Source organism: Sphingobium sp. LSP13-1-1.1 (assembly GCF_040676415.1).
Lineage (GTDB): Bacteria > Pseudomonadota > Alphaproteobacteria > Sphingomonadales > Sphingomonadaceae > Sphingobium.
On record NZ_JBEGHU010000001.1, the window covers coordinates 422,685 to 439,754 of the forward strand.

General features: G+C 64.3%; 11 protein-coding genes. 3 read left to right on the forward strand and 8 right to left on the reverse strand.

What is annotated here, in order from left to right; all coding sequences use genetic code 11:
* Positions 1-30: 30 nt before the first annotated feature.
* Genes MRBLSP13_RS01790 through MRBLSP13_RS01820 form a run of 7 tightly spaced genes read right to left on the reverse strand, consistent with a single transcriptional unit; the run spans position 31 to position 11,796 of the window.
* Complete coding sequence (locus MRBLSP13_RS01790) at positions 31-1,668, reverse strand: DUF5597 domain-containing protein (RefSeq protein WP_363752290.1); 1,638 nt, start codon at positions 1,666-1,668, stop codon at positions 31-33.
* A complete protein-coding gene (locus tag MRBLSP13_RS01795; protein WP_363752293.1) occupies positions 1,665-3,137 on the reverse strand; it encodes a mannitol dehydrogenase family protein in 1,473 nt (490 codons plus the stop codon). The genes MRBLSP13_RS01790 and MRBLSP13_RS01795 overlap by 4 nt, the downstream gene beginning before the upstream one ends.
* Positions 3,134-4,546, reverse strand: a complete 1,413-nt coding sequence (uxaC, locus tag MRBLSP13_RS01800) for a glucuronate isomerase (RefSeq protein ID WP_363752295.1) — start codon at positions 4,544-4,546, stop codon at positions 3,134-3,136. The genes MRBLSP13_RS01795 and uxaC overlap by 4 nt, the downstream gene beginning before the upstream one ends.
* The gene (locus tag MRBLSP13_RS01805) at positions 4,543-5,817 is read right to left on the reverse strand and encodes an MFS transporter (protein ID WP_363752592.1); all 1,275 of its coding nucleotides are present in this window, start codon (positions 5,815-5,817) and stop codon (positions 4,543-4,545) included. The genes uxaC and MRBLSP13_RS01805 overlap by 4 nt, the downstream gene beginning before the upstream one ends.
* A gap of 8 nt (positions 5,818-5,825) precedes the next feature.
* The gene (manD, locus tag MRBLSP13_RS01810) at positions 5,826-7,037 is read right to left on the reverse strand and encodes a D-mannonate dehydratase ManD (RefSeq protein ID WP_363752297.1); all 1,212 of its coding nucleotides are present in this window, start codon (positions 7,035-7,037) and stop codon (positions 5,826-5,828) included.
* A gap of 14 nt (positions 7,038-7,051) precedes the next feature.
* A complete protein-coding gene (locus MRBLSP13_RS01815) occupies positions 7,052-9,424 on the reverse strand; it encodes a glycoside hydrolase family 3 N-terminal domain-containing protein (RefSeq protein ID WP_363752299.1) in 2,373 nt (790 codons plus the stop codon).
* The gene (locus tag MRBLSP13_RS01820) at positions 9,421-11,796 is read right to left on the reverse strand and encodes a glycoside hydrolase family 3 N-terminal domain-containing protein (RefSeq protein WP_363752301.1); all 2,376 of its coding nucleotides are present in this window, start codon (positions 11,794-11,796) and stop codon (positions 9,421-9,423) included. Before MRBLSP13_RS01820 ends, MRBLSP13_RS01815 begins: the two co-directional genes overlap by 4 nt.
* A 154-nt stretch (positions 11,797-11,950) precedes the next feature.
* On the opposite strand from MRBLSP13_RS01820, the gene MRBLSP13_RS01825 reads away from it, so the two are divergent.
* Both MRBLSP13_RS01825 and MRBLSP13_RS01830 read left to right on the forward strand, forming a co-directional pair.
* Positions 11,951-14,083 (forward strand): alpha-glucuronidase family glycosyl hydrolase, encoded by a 2,133-nt coding sequence (locus MRBLSP13_RS01825; protein ID WP_363752304.1) that lies wholly within the window; start codon positions 11,951-11,953, stop codon positions 14,081-14,083.
* A gap of 40 nt (positions 14,084-14,123) precedes the next feature.
* Entirely contained in the window at positions 14,124-15,167 is a 1,044-nt protein-coding gene (locus MRBLSP13_RS01830; protein WP_133651375.1) for a LacI family DNA-binding transcriptional regulator, read from the forward strand.
* A gap of 123 nt (positions 15,168-15,290) precedes the next feature.
* Here MRBLSP13_RS01830 and MRBLSP13_RS01835 read toward each other — a convergent pair whose 3' ends face one another.
* Complete coding sequence (locus tag MRBLSP13_RS01835; protein ID WP_133651376.1) at positions 15,291-15,704, reverse strand: MarR family winged helix-turn-helix transcriptional regulator; 414 nt, start codon at positions 15,702-15,704, stop codon at positions 15,291-15,293.
* 400 nt (positions 15,705-16,104) lie between these two features.
* Between MRBLSP13_RS01835 and phhA the strand changes: the two genes are divergently transcribed.
* Positions 16,105-16,965 (forward strand): phenylalanine 4-monooxygenase, encoded by an 861-nt coding sequence (phhA, locus tag MRBLSP13_RS01840; protein WP_363736889.1) that lies wholly within the window; start codon positions 16,105-16,107, stop codon positions 16,963-16,965.
* Positions 16,966-17,070: the final 105 nt, after the last annotated feature.

Sequence of the window (17,070 nt, forward strand, 5' to 3'; positions counted from 1 at the left end):
GAGTTTATTTTGTCAAGACCGGAGCCATGATTATTGGTAACGGTACAAGCGGACCTTCTGGATCTGGAAATCGCCGGTGGGAAGCTGGATATGACGCCCCTGATAGGTCTGGTCGCCGTTCAGCAACCGTCCTGCGATCCAGGTGCCGTGGGCATCAAAATGCCCTTCCCAGGCGCTGTCGATCCCGGCGAGACTCGGGCCTGCTCCCACCGGAGCGAAGGTGACGGTGATGCCCTGCCCGGCGATCAGATAGTCTTCCGGCCCTGTCTGGATGATGATGCCGGCTGCGTTACCGGTATCAGGGGTGGCGACAGGCTTCTGGATATCGGCAAAGGCCACGGTGAAGCGGTAATTGCCGATCGTCTCCGTAACCGGCTCCTGAACCAGCGTTTCGTCATAGAGCGATTTCGGGCGAAAAGCCGACATGCGACCCACGCCCTGCGCGGCCAGGATATGGGGGCTGAGCTGTTCCAGCAGGTCGTAGGCTTCGCCCAAGGCGCCCGGCTTCTCGTCGATCGACTCGATGGAGAAGGGGCCAAAGCCGATCGCGTCCAGCTTGCCTATGGCGTAAAAGGCGTTGCCCGGCACCTGGGGATGGTCGGCATTATTGGCTTCGGGGACGAACAGCGGATTGTCGGGCCGCTTGTAGATGTTCACGATGTCGACGAAGTTCGGGAAATAAATGTCCGGGGCCAGGAAATCTATCGCGGGTGCCCCCGCCTTCCAGATGTCGATCAGATGCGGCAGCGGTCCGCCGCTCGGATATTCGCCGGGCAGGCGGCCAGGGCGGTTGAGCGCCACATTGACATAGAGGGGCATCGGATAAACGGCCTTGCCCGCACGGGCCAGCGCATCGGCAAAGCGGGCATAGTGCCAGGCGGTGAAGATTTCCTCCGCCGCATGGCCTGGGCCAAACACTTCAGACCAGGTGCCGCTGGTCCTGCTCCCCTGTTCCTCCCACAGGCGCTTCATCTGCGGGACCAGAGCGTCCCGATGCTGCTGCAAATAGGTGGTGAGTTCGGCGGGCACCGGCGCCTTGAACGCCGCATCGGCCAATGCGCCATAGTCGCGGGCAACGGGCAGCATGCCGATCTCATTTTCCACCTGGGTCATGAGGACCGTGTTCTGCCTGTCATCCACCGCCTTGATATGCGCCATCAGCGCGGCGAAGGCTCTCTGATCGGCCTCCAGCGTCGCAGGAGCCATGGCGGAGAGGATTTCGACGCCCTGCCCATTGGGCAGCCGCGCGCGCGGAAAGCGGCCCTGGTCGCGCTTCACCCAGGCGGGCACATAGGTCGACATGCTGTTCTTCCAGGCGCCGAACCAGAGGATGACCAGCTTCAGATCATTGGCCCGCGCATCGCGGATCAGTGCATCCACCGAGGAAAAGTCGAATCTGCCCTCCTCCGGCTCGATCAGTTCCCAGGAGACTGGCGCCAGCACGGTGTTGAGGTGCATGGCCTTCAGCCGCTTCCAGTGCGGCGCCATATAGGCTGCGCTAGACGCGCTGCTGTTGCCCAGCTCGCCTGCGATCAGCAGCATCGGCTTGCCCTGCACGCTGATCTGCGTGGCGCTGCCCTGCCGGACCAGCCGGGGCGGTTCGGCCTGCGCCGCGGCGGCGATCGCAAGCGCGGCGGCAGAAGCGCCGATCTTCGCCCATTGCATCATATCTCTCCCTGAAAGCTCGCCAGCGTGGCCAGCGCGCCCTGCGTTTCGAGCATGGCGAGCCAGCGCGTCAGCGCCATGCGGAAGGCCCCATTCTCCGCCAATGCGGGCGGAACGACAGCGTCGACGCGCAGGATCGCGGCGACCCGCTCCTCCGTTGTGCCCGCACCCTTCAGGCGGGCGGCGATCATGCCTGCAAGCGGATCGTCGACGTCATGCGCATTGCCGAGATCATCCTGTCCCGCCTGCCAACGCAGCCAGGCCGCCACGGCAAGCGAAAGCGCCTTTATCCCCTTCCCGGTTGCCAGCCTCGCAGCGATCGGGGCGAGCAGGCGCTGGGGCAGCTTCTGCGATCCGTCCATGGCGATCTGCCGCGTGCGATGGCGCAGCGTCGGATTGTCGAAACGGGCCATCAGCTCGCGGCGATAGAGGGCGATGTTCAGTTCGGGCGGCGGCGACAGCGTCGTCTGCGCCTCGTCCCACAGGGCCTCGACGAAGGCACGCGCCGCGGGCAGCGCCAGCACCTCATGCACATGCTCGATACCGGCCAGGCCGCCCAGATAGGCAATGCCGCTATGCGCGCCATTCAGCAGGCGCAGCTTCGCCTCTTCCCAGGGGGCGACGGCCGCCGTGAGTTGCACCCCCGCTCCGAATTCCGGACGCGGGCCGCAAAATCGATCCTCGATCACCCATTGGGTGAAGGGTTCGGTCTTGACCATAGCGTGGTCGGCCACATCAAGACGTGCCGCGAGGGCGGCCACATCCTCCGCCGTGGTGGCGGGCACGATCCGGTCGACCATCGTTTCTGGAAAGGCCCCTTCTTCCGCAATCCACTCCGCCAGCGGGGCATCGTGACGGTGCGCGAGCGCCAGTACGGCGTTGCGCAGCCTTCGGCCGTTATGCGGCAGGTTGTCGCAGGAGATCGCCGTGAAGGGCGGCAGGCCCAACGCCTTCCGCTTCGCCAGAGCCGCCACCAGATAGCCCGGTGCCGTCTGCGGCCGGGTGAGCGAGGCCAGATCCGCCGCCAGTTGCGGATCATGCTCGATCAACTCGCCGGTAGCGGGGTCCAGCTTGTAGCCCTTCTCCGTAATGGTCAGCGTCACGATATGCGTGTGAGGCGATGCGAGGGCATCCAGCAGCGCCAGAGGCTCCTCCGGCGCGACGATGACCCGCTGGACTGCGCCGATGATCCGGGCGCGCTCGGACGAGCCGTCCCGCACGAGCATGGTGTAGAGGCCGTCCTGCGGCGCCATCTGGTCGCGCACCCGCGGCGAGCGCAAGGACGCGGCGACGATGCCCCAGCGCAGGTCGCCGGCATTCAGCACGTCGTCGAACACCGCCGCCTGATGCGCGCGGTGAAAGGCGCCGATGCCCAGATGAACGACGCCGGCCCTGACCGCAGCGCGATCATAGGCAGGCCGGATCACATCATCGGGCAGCGCATCGAGCGTCGCGGAGGACAGCCGCCTCACAGCCTGTAGGCCTGCTTCACCAGATCGTAGGACAAGGCACGCGCCAGTTCGAACGCCTCATCCTCCTCCAGCCGGTGTTCGGCCACCAGCCGCGCCAGCCAGGCACAGTCCATCCGGCGCGCCATGTCGTGCCGCGCCGGGATCGACAGGAAGGCACGGGTGTCGTCGTTGAAACCGACCGTGTTGTAGAAGCCCGCCGTCTCTGTCGCGCGCTCGCGGAAGCGGCGCATCCCTTCCGGACTGTCATGGAACCACCAGGGCGGACCGAGCCTCAAGGCAGGGTAATGGCCCGCCAGCGGCGCGAGTTCGCGGGAGTAGACATCCTCATCCAGCGTGAAGAGGATCAGCGTCAGCCGGGGATCATTGCCATAGAGGTCAAGCAGGGGCTTGAGCGCCTGGACGAACTCGCCGGCTGCCGGGATGTCACCGCCCTTGTCCCTGCCGAAACGTGTCAGGACGGCTGCATTATGGCTGCGGTGCACGCCGGGATGCAACTGCATCACCATGCCGTCCTCGATCGACATGCGCGCCATTTCCACCAGCATGTGGCCGCGGAACAGTTCGGCATCGCTGGCGCTGACGGGACCGGACATGACGCTGGCATAAAGCGCCTCGATCTCCGCCCTGCCCAGATGCGCGGTGAAGGCCGTGGGATGGCCATGGTCGGTTGAGGTGGCGCCGGCCTCGCGAAAGTCGGCGCGGCGTTTTTCATGGGCGCGCAGATAGCCCGCGAAGCTCCCCGCCTCCTCCCCTGCCATGGCGCAGAACGCACGGACATTGTCGGCAAAGCCGCGCACGGACGGGTCCATCACCGGGTCCGGCCGATAGGCGGTGACGACCCTGCCCCCCCAGCCCGACGCCCGGATCGCGCGATGGTGATCGAGCGGGTCCAGCGGTCCTTCCGTAGTGGCGATGACCTCTATATCGAAGCGCTCGAAGAGGGCGCGGGGACGGAAGTCGGGCGTTTTCAGCGCCGCGTCGATGATGTCGTAATAATGATCTGCTGTGTCCGGGGACAGCCGGACATCGATGCCGAAAACTTCGGCGAAGACCCAGTCGAGCCACATGCGGGACGGGGTGCCCCGGAACAGGTGATAATGGGCGGCGAACCTGTGCCAGATGGTTCGCGGATCGGTTTCGGTGGGACTGCCGTCCCGGGTCGGCACGCCCAGCTCCTCCAGCTTCACGCCCTGGCTCATCAGCATGCGGAACACATAATGATCCGGGACGATCAGCAGTTCGGACGGGTTGGCGAAGGGATCGTCATAGGCGAACCAGCGCGGATCGGTATGGCCATGCGGGCTGACGATGGGCAGATCCCTGACCGTGGCGTGCAGTGCGCGGGCAATGTCGCGGGTACGCGGATCGGCAGGGAAAAGGCGGTCGGGGTGGAGCTTCAGCGGCTTCATGAACGGGATTCCGATAGGGTGACTGGCGCGTAGCGCGGCACGATGAGGTGGACGACCAGCAGCGCGACCAGATAGGCGCAGGCCGCGACGATGAAAATCGGCTGGAAGCTGCCGACGCTTTCCAGGATCATGCCGGCGAACTTCGCCATCAGCATGCCGCCGATGGCGCCCGACAGGCCGCCGAGGCCGACGACCGATCCCGCCATCCAGCGCGGAAAGAGGTCGCCGGGCAGGGCATAGACATTGGCGGAAAAACCCTGATGCCCGGCGCAGGCGAGGCCGATCAGGCCGACCGCCACCCACAGGCCCGGCGCCTGCGCGGCGAAGGCGATGGGAAGGGCGCAGAGCGCGGCGCAGAACATCGCCGTCTTGCGGGCGCGGTTGATGCTCATGCCCCGGCCGATCAGGCGAGAGGACAACCAGCCGCCCGTGACCGATCCGACATCCGCCAGCAGATAGACGGCGATCAGCGGCGGGCCGAAGTCCAGCATCCTGACGCCATATTGCTTGTTGAAGAAGTCCGGCAGCCAGAAGAGGAAGGTCCACCACACCGGATCGATCAGGAAGCGGGCGGCGATATAGGCCCAGGTCTGGCGGTGGCGGAACAGGATGCGCCACTTGACCGGGCGCTGCGGTTCCTGGGGGTCTGCCTCGATCCAGGCGAGTTCTTCCGGCGAGAGGGCCTTCTTCTCCCGCGGGCGGCGATAGAAGACGAGCCATGCCGCCAGCCAGACCACGGTCAGCAGGCCGGTCAGGATGAAGGCCCAGCGCCAGCCCATGGTGACGGCGATGACCGGCACGATCAGCGGCGTCAGGATCGCGCCGACATTGGACCCGGCATTGAAGATGCCGATGGCGAAGGCGCGCTCCTTCCTGGGGAACCATTCATTGGTCGCGGCGATGGCGGCGGGGAAGGTTCCCGCCTCCCCGATGGCGAGCGGAATGCGCGCAAGCAGCATGCCCGCCGTCGAGGTGAAGAAGATGTGCATGACATGGCCGACGGTCCAAAGCCCAACCGCCAGCGCATAGCCTGCCCGCGCCCCGATCCGGTCGATCAGCCGTCCGAAGAAGACATAGGAAACGCCGTAGCCCGCCTGGAACCAGATGGCGAGGTCGGCATAACCGCTCTCGCTCCAGCCATAGCGGGCCTGAAGATCGGGCTTCAATGTCGGCAGGACCAGCCGGTCGACATAGCTGAGCACCACAGCCGCGAAGAGCAGGCTGCAGACCACCCAGCGGACTTTTCCTGAAGGTTTCGGGAGCGCCTGCATCATGAGATTCACCAATTATACATGGTGCCGTCTTCCAGCCGGTTCACCGGCAGGAAGGCGCGCTTATATTCGTACTTCGCGGCCATATCCTCGTCGATGTCGACGCCCAGGCCCGGTGCCTCGCCCGGATGCATCATGCCGCTTTCGAACGTGTAGCCATGGGGGAAGACAGCATCGGTTTCCGGCGTGTGCCGCATATATTCCTGAATGCCGAAATTGGGCACGCTGAGGTCGAAGTGCAGCGCGGCGGCCATGCAGACCGGCGACAGGTCGGTCGCGCCGTGGCAGCCGGTGCGGACCTGATAGAGATCGGCCAGCGCGGCGATCCGGCGCAGATGCGTGATGCCGCCCGCATGCACCACCGTGGCGCGGATATAGTCGATAAGCTGGTTCTGGATCAGATCCTTGGCATCCCAGATCGAATTGAAGATTTCGCCCACGGCAAGCGGCGCCGTCGTATGCTGGCGGATCAGCCGGAAAGCCTCCTGATTTTCCGCCGGCGTCGCATCCTCCAGCCAAAAGGGACGATATTGCTCCAGATCCCTGCCCAGACGCCCCGCCTCTATGGGTGTCAGGCGATGGTGGATGTCGTGCAGCAGGTGCACGTCCCAGCCCAGCGCTTCGCGGGCTGCGTTGAAGAGTTCAGGCACGACGCGAAGATATCTGGACGTGTTCCAGACATTTTCGGTCGGCAGATCGGCGTCGGCGGGTTCGTAGAAATATTTGTCCTTCGACACGCCATAGGTCGATGCCATGCCCGGCACGCCGCATTGCAGGCGGATCGCCCTGTAGCCCTGCGCCTGATATTCCAGCGCGGCGTTGATGGTATCCTCTATGGTCGCGCCATTGGCATGGCCATAGACCATCACGCCTTCCCGGCTGGCCCCGCCCAGAAGCTGATAGACCGGAAGACCCGCAATCTTGCCCTTGATGTCCCACAGCGCCATGTCGACCGCCGCGATGGCGGTCATGGTGACGGGGCCGCGCCGCCAATAGGCGCCCTTGTAGAGATATTGCCAGATATCCTCGATCCGGTGCGCGTCCCGCCCGATCAGGCAGGGAAGGACATGGTCGGCCAGATAGCTTGCCACCGCCAGTTCGCGGCCGTTGAGCGTCGCGTCGCCCACGCCATATACGCCTTCGTCGGTGATGATCTTGAGGGTAACGAAATTGCGGCCGGGGCAGGTGACGATGACCTTGGCATCGATGATCTTGGGCATTGAAATGGTCCTGTTCAGATAATTTCGAGCGTGATTTTCTGGAGATTCTCGCTGTCCGGCCCGGTCATGATGTCGAACAGGCCGGGTTCGACCACCTCCTCCATGTCGAGATTCCAGAGCGCGAATGCGGCGGGCGTCAGCGTGATGCGCACGGTGCGGCTTTCGCCGGGAGCCAGCGTGATGCGTTCGAAGCCCTTCAGTTCCTTGATCGGCCGGGTGACGCTGGCGGTCTGGTCCCGGACATAAAGCTGGACGACCTCATCCCCTGCCCTCTGCCCCGCATTGCGGACATCGACCTCCACCGTCACCTCGCCACCCGTGCCGATGCGCGGCGACGACAGGCGGGGCGGGGCGAATTCGAAACGGGTGTAGCTGAGGCCGAAGCCGAAGGGGAAAAGCGGCGAGATATCCTCGAACACATAGCCGCGCCGGGCCGACGGCTTGCGGTTGTAGAAGATCGGGATCTGCCCAGCGTCGCGCGCCACCGTCACGGGCAGCTTCGCGCCGGGATTGACGTCCCCGAACAATATGTCGGCCATGGCCGTGCCGCCCTCCTGCCCCGGATACCAGCATTCCAGCAGCACATTGGCGCCCTCCGCCACCGCGGCATAGCTGGGCGGGCGGCCGTTGATGGCGCATACCACCACCGGCTTGCCCGTCGCCTTCAAGGCCGCGAAAAGATCGTTCTGCTCGCCCAGCAGGTCCAGGCTCGTACGATCGCCCAGATGGTTCTTCGCAAAGCCTTCCCGACTGGTCTGTTCCGTGTCGCCGATAGCCAGAAGGATGATGTCCGCCGTTTTCGCAAGCTCGACCGCCTGCGCGATCAGTTCGCGGTTCCGCGCCGGATCGGCCAGCAGCACCTCGTCCGCCGAGCGATCCTCATTCCGGGTGATGAAGACGCCCTGGGCGTGGACGACCTCCGCCTTGCCCTTGAGCTTTGCCCGCACGCCTTCCAGCAGGGAGACGGTCTGGCGCGGAATGCTGCTGTAACCGCCCAGTCGCGCGACAGCGGCATTGGGACCGATCACCGCCACCCTGCCATGCGCGCCGGGGGTAAGGGGCAACGTGCCGTCATTGCTGAGCAGGACGATCGAACGATGCGCAGCCTTCAACGCCAGGGCGCGCGCCTGAGCATTGCCGATCAGCCGCTCATGATCCTTGCGCGGCCAGGGATTTTCGAACAGGCCCGCACGGAACTTGAGCGTCAGCATCCGGGTGCAGGCCAGATCGACCGCCTCAAGCGGCACTTTGCCCGCACGGACCTGTTCGACGAGCGTCCGGTAGGTCTGGCCATCGGGCAGCTCGCAATCGACGCCCGCCCGCAGCGCGGCGCGTGCCGCCGCTTCCGCATCGGGCTGGACATGATGAATGCTGTCCAGTTCGTGGACCGCTCCATAATCGCTGACCACCGCGCCGTCGAAATGCCATTCGCCGCGCAATATGTCGTTCAGCAGCCAGCGGTTCTGATGCGAGGGCACGCCGTCTATCTCGTTATAGGACGGCATGACGGCGGCGATGCCCGTGCGCTTCACCACGGCGCGGAAAGGTGGAAAGAAATTCTCGCGCAGCTCCCGCTCGGAAATCGGCGCGGGCGCGATATTCTCGCCTCCCTGGGGCTGGCCATGGCCGGTCATGTGCTTGAGCGTCGCCATGACCTTGTCGGGGCCGATCTGCCTGCCTTCGCCCTGAAGGCCGCGCACCGCGGCCACGCCCATCTCGCCACAGAGATAGGGATCTTCACCAAAGCTTTCCTCGATGCGGCCCCAGCGCGGATCGCGGGCGATGTCCACCACCGGGGAAAGCGCCAGATGGACACCGCGCGCCCGGACCTCCCGGGCGATGACGGACTGGACATCCTCCATCAACTGGCGGTCGAAACTGCCCGCGAGCCCGATCGCCATGGGGAACATGGTCGCATCCGTCGCCATAAGCCCATGCAGCGATTCCTCATGGAACAGCACTGGGATGCCCAGCCGCGTTTCCTCCATCGCCCATTTCTGGACAGCGGTGATGAAGGCGACCGTATCCGCAGGCGTGCGCCAGCGCGCACCGACGCCGCCTGCCTGGGTCGATCCGTTGGACGCGCCACGCCGGTCCGACGGGCGGGTGATCTGGCCGAAACCGTCAGGATAGGCCCTGCTCGCCTTGGCGGGCGAGAAGGTCAGATCGTCCATGATGTCGGCCTTGGTCGCCCAAAGCGCGATGATCTGGCCGACTTTCTCCTCCAGCGTCATGCGCGCCAGCAGGTCCCTGACGCGCAGGTCGATGGGGGCGGAGGCATCCTTGTAGAGCGGTCCCGCCTTCCCCCTAGCGGCAGCGGGTGCCGCCGCCATCAGCGATGTCGAGGCGAACAGGCCCAACGCCTGGCGACGCGCAAAGTCCCTCATGGCGCCACCGTCAGCGTTGCCGATTTCAGTGCGACCGAACTGTTGCCGGTCATGATCTCGAAATCGCCCGGCTCGACCACGCGGTCCATATGATCATTCCACATCTGCAGCGCTTCCGGCCCGACCGTGAAGGTGACGGTGCGGACCTCTCCGGGCTTCAGCGTCACGCGCCGAAAGCCCTTCAGCTCCTTGATCGGCCGGGTGACGGAACTGACCTTGTCGCGGATGTAGAGCTGCACGACCTCATCGCCTTCGCGCTGGCCACTGTTGCGCACGTCGACCGACACGCTGGTCGTTCCGCCCACGCCGATCTTCGCGGGCGACAGGCGCGGCGCGGACAGGTCGAAGCTCGTATAGCTGAGGCCGAAGCCGAAGGGATAAAGTGGGTCGGTGGTGTCGAACAGATAGCCGCGCCGCGCGCTCGGCTTCACATTGTAGAATATCGGCAATTGCCCGACCGAGCGCGGGATGGTCACCGGCAGCTTGCCGCCCGGATTGACGTCGCCGAACAACACATCCGCCACGGCATTGCCGCCCTGCTCGCCCAGATACCAGCCTTCGAGAATCGCGTTCGCCTGTTCCGACACCCTGACGGTGGAGGCAGGGCGGCCGTTGATCAGGACCACGGTGATCGGCTTGCCCAGCGCCTTGAGCGCATCGAACAGTTCCTGCTGTTCGCCCACGAGATCGAGGCTGGACCGGTCGCCCAGATGATTGTCCGCCCAGCCTTCGCGGCTCGATTGCTCCGTATCGCCCAGCGTCAGCACGATGCGGTCGACATTGCGCGCTGCCTCAACGGCCTCGGCAATCAGCCGGCGATTTTCGGCGGGGTCGGATTTCGTGACCTTATCCTCCCACCAGTCGTCATTTTCGGTGATCTTGACGCCCTGCGCGAAGACGATCTTCGCCTTGGCGCCGACCTTGGCCTTTATGCCGTCGAGGATCGAAACCTTGTGCGGCGGCTGGCCATAATAGCCGCCCAGACGCGCCACGGCGGCGCTCGGCCCGATCACGGCGATGGCGCCTTGGGGCTTCAGCGGCAACATGCCGTCATTCTTGAGCAGGGTGATCGATCGCTGCGCCGCCTTCAGCGCCAGGGCGCGGGCTTCGGGGTTGTTCGTGATCTTTTCCGAGGCAGCAGCGTCCGCATAAGGATTTTCGAACAGGCCAGCGCGGAACTTCAGTTCCAGCATATGCCGTACCGCCTGATCGACCTGTGCCTCGCTGACCTTGCCCTCGCGGACCAGCTTGCCGAGCGTCGCATAGGACAGGCCATCGGGCAGGTCCGCGTCCACGCCCGCCTCCAAAGCACGCCCCGCCGCCTGCTCCAGATTGCCGGCGATATGGTGGATGCTCATCAACTGGTCGATCGCCGAATAGTCGCTGACCACCGCGCCCCTGAAGCCCCATTCACCGCGCAGCACATCATGCAGCAGCCAGTGATTGGCATGCGAGGGCACGCCGTCTATCTCATTATAGCTGGCCATCACCGCCTCGATCCCAGTGCGTTTCACCACCTGTTCGAAGGGCGGAAAGAAATTCTCCCGCAGTTCGCGTTCGGAAACCGGCGCCGGACCGACATTGGTGCCGCTTTCGGGCTGGCCATGGCCCGTCAGATGCTTGAGCGTCGCGAACACCTTGCCCGGCAGCAGCAGGCGCGCATGGCCCTTGCCCTGCAGGCCCTCCACGGCGGCCACGCCCATCTCTCCGACCAGATAGGGGTCTTCGCCATAGGTTTCCTCGATCCGCCCCCAACGCGGATCGCGGGCGATGTCGACCACCGGCGAAAGGACGAGGCTGACACCGCGCGAACGGATTTCGCGGGCGATGACCGCATTCACCTCGCGCAGCATGTCCGGGTCCCAGGACGAGGCCATCGCGATGGACTGCGGAAAGCTGGTAGCGCCAACAGCCGCATAGCCGTGCAGACCTTCCTCATGGAAAAGGATCGGAATGCCCAGCCGCGTCTGCGTCGTCGCCCAGCGTTGCAGCGCGTTGACCAGCGCCACGGTCTGGCGTGGATCGCGGCCGGGCACTTCTCGAGGGGAGAAGGCGCCCTTGGCGTCCGAAGGGCGGGTGAACTGCCCGATACCATGAGGATAGACCTGCGCCAGCTTCGGCGGATCAAGTTGCAGCCGGTCGTCGAATATCTTGACCTTGTCGGTCCATACCGCCGTGATCTGCGCGATTTTCTCGTCCAGCGTCATGCGCGCCAGCAGATCATCGATCCGCGATTCGATGGGAGCGCTCGCATCCTTGTAGAGCGGCCTGGAGGTCGCGGATGCGGGCGCCGCCGCGACGGACGCAACGGGCGCGGCAAAGGCCAGGGCTGCCGCCGAAACCGCGCATGACAGCGTACAGGACCGGATCACGAACACCTCTCCCCCCTTTTTCGCCAAGGCCGCGCTTTTCGCTTGCCGGATTGGAACTGGCCGGATTAAAACTGATAACGGTAACATTGCTCATGCAATAGGAACCTGTCAATGGCCTTCGATGTGGCCGTGACACAGGAGAGGAAGGGGAGCCATGATTGCGCGCCTGTTTTGTTGGACGGTGGCAACCGCCCTGATGACCACGCCGGCACTGGCGGAGGACGGCTATGATCTATGGTTGCGTCACACAAAGGTGGCAGACGACGGCGAACTGGCGCGTCACGCAACGGCCATTGTCGCGCCCGGTCGCAGCGCGACGGCGATCGCCGCGCGGGATGAACTGCTGCGCGGCCTTTCCGCTGCAAGTGGTACGGCGCCGCTGCTCGTCGATGGACCGAGGGCCGGCGCGATCTGGCTCGCCACGCCAGCGTCAGCACCTGATCTGCCGATCAAGCTCGATGGGCTGGGCGAGGAGGGTTATGCAATCCGCAGCATCGCCGTGGACGGCCAGCCAGTAACGCTGATCGCGGCCAATGGCGATGCGGGCCTGCTCTATGGCGCCTATGCCTATTTGCGGCTGGCGGAAACCGGCGCTTCGCTCGATCGGCTGGACATCCGCAGCGCCCCGCGCATGAAGCTGCGGCTGCTCAACCATTGGGACAATCTGGATGGCACGGTGGAGCGCGGCTATGCCGGACAATCCATCTGGGACTGGTGGCGCCTGCCGGACTGGAAGGGGCCGCGATACACCGACTATGCCCGCGCCAACGCCTCGATCGGCATCAACGGCACGGTGCTCAACAATGTGAACGCCAGGTCGGATAGCCTGACGGCACCCTATATCGCCAAGGCGGCGGCATTGGCGGACGTGTTCAGGCCCTATGGCATCAAGGTCTATCTGTCGGTGAAATGGACAGCCCCGATGGAGCTTTCCGGCCTGAAGACCGCCGACCCGCTTGATCCCGCCGTTGCCGCCTGGTGGAAGGCGAAGGCCGACGAAATCTACAGGGCCATCCCCGATTTTGGCGGTTTCCTGGTGAAGGCAAACAGCGAAGGACAGCCCGGACCCCAGGATTACGGGCGCACCCATGCCGACGGCGCGAACATGCTGGCCGCCGCCGTGAAGCCGCATGGCGGGATCGTGATGTGGCGCGCTTTCGTCTACGCGCATGACAATCCGGACGACCGAGCGAAACAGGCCTATGACGACTTCAAGCCGCTGGACGGCCGGTTCGCCGACAATGTGCTGGTGCAGGTGAAGAATGGCGCGATAGACTTCCAGCCGCGCGAGCCATTCCATCCGCTGTTCGGGGCGATGCCCCGAACGCCGCTGATGATGGAATTCCAGATCACCAAGGAATATCTCGGCCAATCGACCCATCTCACCTATCTTGGCCCCCTGTTCGAGGAGACGCTGAAGAGCGACACCTTCGCCCGCGGCAAGGGATCGACGGTGGCAAGGGTGATTGACGGATCGCTGGAGGGCCACAAGCTGACCGGCATTGCCGGTGTCGCCAATATCGGCGCCGACCGCGACTGGAGCGGATCGATCTTCAACCAGGCGGACTGGTATGCCTTCGGTCGCCTCGCCTGGAATCCCGATCTCCCGGCGGAGGCGATCGCCCGCGAATGGGCGGCGCAGACCTTCTCGACCGACGCCAGGCTGCTCGATCCTGTCGTTGCAATGATGATGGGATCGCGTGAAGCGGCGGTCGATTACATGACGCCGCTTGGCCTCGCCCATGTCATGGGCACTGGCCATCATTACGGCCCTGCGCCCTGGATTTCGGACCTGGCGCGGCCCGAATGGAACCCGGTCTATTATCACAAGGCGGACGCCGGCGGGATCGGCTTTGACCGGACGAAGACCGGCAGCAATGCCGTCGCCCAATATGCGCCGCCGGTCGCGAAGATGCTGGCAAACCCGAAAACGACGCCGGAACGCGACCTCCTCTGGTTCCATCATGTCGGTTGGGACGCGAAGCTGAAATCGGGCGAGACACTGTGGAACGGTCTCATCCATCATTATGATGCAGGCGTGGCCTATGTCGCGGCCATGCGCAGGACATGGGACAGCCTGCGCCCCTTCATCGACGCGGAACGCTTCGCCCAGACCCGGACATTCCTGGGCATCCAGCATCGTGAGGCGAAATGGTGGCGCGACGCCAGCATCGCCTATTTCCAGTCCATATCCAAACGTCCACTGCCCGCTGACGCGGCGGCGCCGGACCATGATCTGAATTGGTATAAGTCGCTCAACTTTCCCTACGCGCCGGGCAATCCATGACTGGCATTCAATGGCCACAAAGGCTAAGCGGTGAGCGATCATGAACGAACGAAAGCCGCCGACAATCCGGGAAGTCGCTGCGCGAGCCGGCGTGTCGGTGATGACCGTGTCGCGCGTCGCCAACAAGCAGAGCTGGGTCAGCCCCCAAACCCGCGCCCGGGTGGAAAAGGCGATCGCGGACCTGAATTATGCACCCAATGCCTCCGCGCGGGCGCTGGCAGGCGGAGAGGATCGGCGGGTAGCCCTTCTTTACCGCAACACCACCACTTCGGCCTATCTGGGCGAACTGCTGCTGGGTGGGCTGGACGAGGCCGCGAAGCATCATCTCCATCTGGTGGTCGAACTATGCGAAACCGGCGCCGCCGTGGAAGATATCATCGCCCAGATCCTGCAAGCCCGCGTATCCGGCGTCATCGTGCCCCCGCCTTTGTGCGACTGGGACGAACTGGCGCAGGCGCTCTCCCGGCACGGCATTCCATGGGTCGCGATCGCGCCGGACGAAAGCCGTGGCATGATGGTGGTCGCGATCGACGACCGGCAGGCCGCAGGCGAGATGACGCGGCATCTGATTGACCTGGGGCACCGGCGCATCGCCTTCATCCAGGGCAATCCCCAGCATCGTTCCAGCGCGCGGCGGCTGGAAGGCTTTCGCGCCGCGATGACGGCACAGGGCCTGCCGGTCGAAGAGGACTATATCGTCGAAGGTGATTTCAGCTACCGCTCCGGGCTGGAAGCGGCAGCGCATCTGCTCAGCCTGGAGACGCCGCCGACGGCCATCTTCGCCTGCAATGACGATATGGCGGCCGCGACCATCACCATCGCGCATCAGCGGCAGATCAACGTGCCGGCCGATCTGACCGTCTGCGGTTTCGATGACACGCCGCTTGCCGCCGCGATCTGGCCCACGCTCACCACCATTCGCCAGCCGATCCGCGATATGAGTCGCGCCGCCATGACGCTGCTGGCCGAAGCGATGAAGGGCGGAGACGAGTTGGACGTCAAGGGATTGGCGCAACTGAACTGCAGCCTGATCCGCCGCCAGTCCGACGCGGTTCCGCGCCTGCATCACCGACGGGGACCTTGACGGGGGCCTTGAGGGCACTGCTTCCCGGTGCTCGCGCGCTTACGGCAGCGCGCAAATGACTGTCGCATGATCCTGCGGCGGCTTCGCCGTCAGTTGCCCGATCGAACACGGCAATGCACTGCTCTATGCAAAGCGCGCCAGCAACTGGTTGAGCAAGGGGCGCAGCCGGCGGATCTCGTCCCGATGCGTGGCGGACAGCTTCGCCAGCAAGTCCAACGCATCCGGCGTCAAACGCAGTTGCGATCGCCGCCGGTCGGTGGCGCTGGCATGGCGCGTCACCAATCCCAGCTTTTCCAGCCGATCCACCAGTCCGGTCGCGCTATGGGGTTTCAACAACAGGCGCCGCGCTACATAACCGACAGTGGCATCCTCCGCAGGAGCGGCCCGCAGCGCGAGCAAAGCCTGATGCTGCTGCGGGGTAAGCCCCATCTGGGCCGCCCGGTCGCTGCTGAACGCCTGAAACTGCCGCAAGGCGAAACGGAATTCCGCCAGCGCCGCATAATCCTCATCCTTCAATATGGCGCCGTCTGCTTCCATGAACCCTTCATCTTCATATATCGCGTGGCGACCTGATCGCGCCGCATCCTGCACCAAAGAAGGATTCGCCCGATTCGGAAAGCCCGTATCGTCGCAATCACGCGGTTTCTTCCGCCGGCCGCTGTCCGGTTGATGTGGAGTGGGCTCATCCGCCGCGACGCGATGATCCACGAGGGCAGCAAATATCCGGTGAGGAGATTGATATACTCCAATATCATAACAACCACTGACCGCCGCAACGTCATCGTCCTGTTGGAAAATACTGCGAGCGGCAGGTCGTGGATACCGTTGACAGAAATTATTTCGTAAATCCGTAAAATATGATGAATCTATTTCACCTTTTCGCAATTTAACTGGAAAATTGAAACGGATTTTCACGCAATGCTGCTATTATCTCGGCATGGCACATATGGATGCACCGCCGCCCGGAGCGGCAGCCGACTGGACCGTCCCCCAGGACTGGGCGTCCTATAGCGCGGCCGAACATGCGATGTGGGACCGGCTGTTTGCCCGCCAGGCCAATATGCTGCCGACCAGGGTCATACCTGCCTTCATGGAAGGCCTTGACGTACTTCGCATGTCGAAACCGGGCATTCCTGATTTCGACGAACTCAACGATCGTCTGTTCCGCGCAACCGGCTGGCAGGTCGTCGCCGTGCCGGGCCTCGTTCCCGACGAGATATTTTTCGAGCATCTCGCCAACCGCCGCTTCGTCGCGGGGCGCTTCATCCGTACGCCCGAGCAGCTGGATTACCTGGAGGAACCGGACATCTTCCATGACGTGTTCGGGCATGTGCCGCTGCTCGTGCATCCGGTGTTCGCCGATTATATGCAGGCCTATGGCGAGGGAGGGTTGCGCGCCGCCAGGCTGGGCATGATCGATGCCCTTGCGCGGCTCTACTGGTACACGGTCGAGTTCGGACTGATCCGGGACGGCGGCGATCTCAAGCTTTATGGCGCAGGTATCGTGTCGTCCTACGGAGAAAGCCTGTTCGCCATCGATGATCCGTCACCCAACCGCATCGGTTTCGACCTGGAACGGGTCATGCGCTCGCTGTACCGCATCGACGATTACCAGCAGAATTATTTCGTGATCGACAGCTTCGAAGACCTGCTGCAGCAGACGCGAGACGCTGATCTGGGACCGATCTACGATCGCCTGCGCGATCAGGAAGCGATCGACGTAGGCTGCTTGTTGCCGACGGATCGGGTCCTCCATGCGGGCACGCAGGCCTATGCCCACGGGAAGGCGAACGCGTGACGTCCCCCCGCCATTCTCCACTGCACCGCGGCGGAAGGCTGTGACGCGATCGCGGAAGGGCCGCCCTGAGCCCAGTGACCGATAGCATCGCCAGCCAACCAGAAC

What these genes read in the sequence shown, in the direction of transcription:
- MRBLSP13_RS01805 (WP_363752592.1), bottom strand. Translation starts at nt 5,817, where the DNA reads ATGCAGGCGCTCCCGAAACCTTCAGGAAAAGTCCGCTGGGTGGTCTGC.
- uxaC (WP_363752295.1), bottom strand. Translation starts at nt 4,546, where the DNA reads ATGAAGCCGCTGAAGCTCCACCCCGACCGCCTTTTCCCTGCCGATCCG.
- MRBLSP13_RS01815 (WP_363752299.1), bottom strand. Translation starts at nt 9,424, where the DNA reads ATGAGGGACTTTGCGCGTCGCCAGGCGTTGGGCCTGTTCGCCTCGACA.
- MRBLSP13_RS01830 (WP_133651375.1), top strand. Translation starts at nt 14,124, where the DNA reads ATGAACGAACGAAAGCCGCCGACAATCCGGGAAGTCGCTGCGCGAGCC.
- phhA (WP_363736889.1), top strand. Translation starts at nt 16,105, where the DNA reads ATGGCACATATGGATGCACCGCCGCCCGGAGCGGCAGCCGACTGGACC.
- MRBLSP13_RS01835 (WP_133651376.1), bottom strand. Translation starts at nt 15,704, where the DNA reads ATGGAAGCAGACGGCGCCATATTGAAGGATGAGGATTATGCGGCGCTG.
- MRBLSP13_RS01825 (WP_363752304.1), top strand. Translation starts at nt 11,951, where the DNA reads ATGATTGCGCGCCTGTTTTGTTGGACGGTGGCAACCGCCCTGATGACC.
- MRBLSP13_RS01790 (WP_363752290.1), bottom strand. Translation starts at nt 1,668, where the DNA reads ATGATGCAATGGGCGAAGATCGGCGCTTCTGCCGCCGCGCTTGCGATC.
- manD (WP_363752297.1), bottom strand. Translation starts at nt 7,037, where the DNA reads ATGCCCAAGATCATCGATGCCAAGGTCATCGTCACCTGCCCCGGCCGC.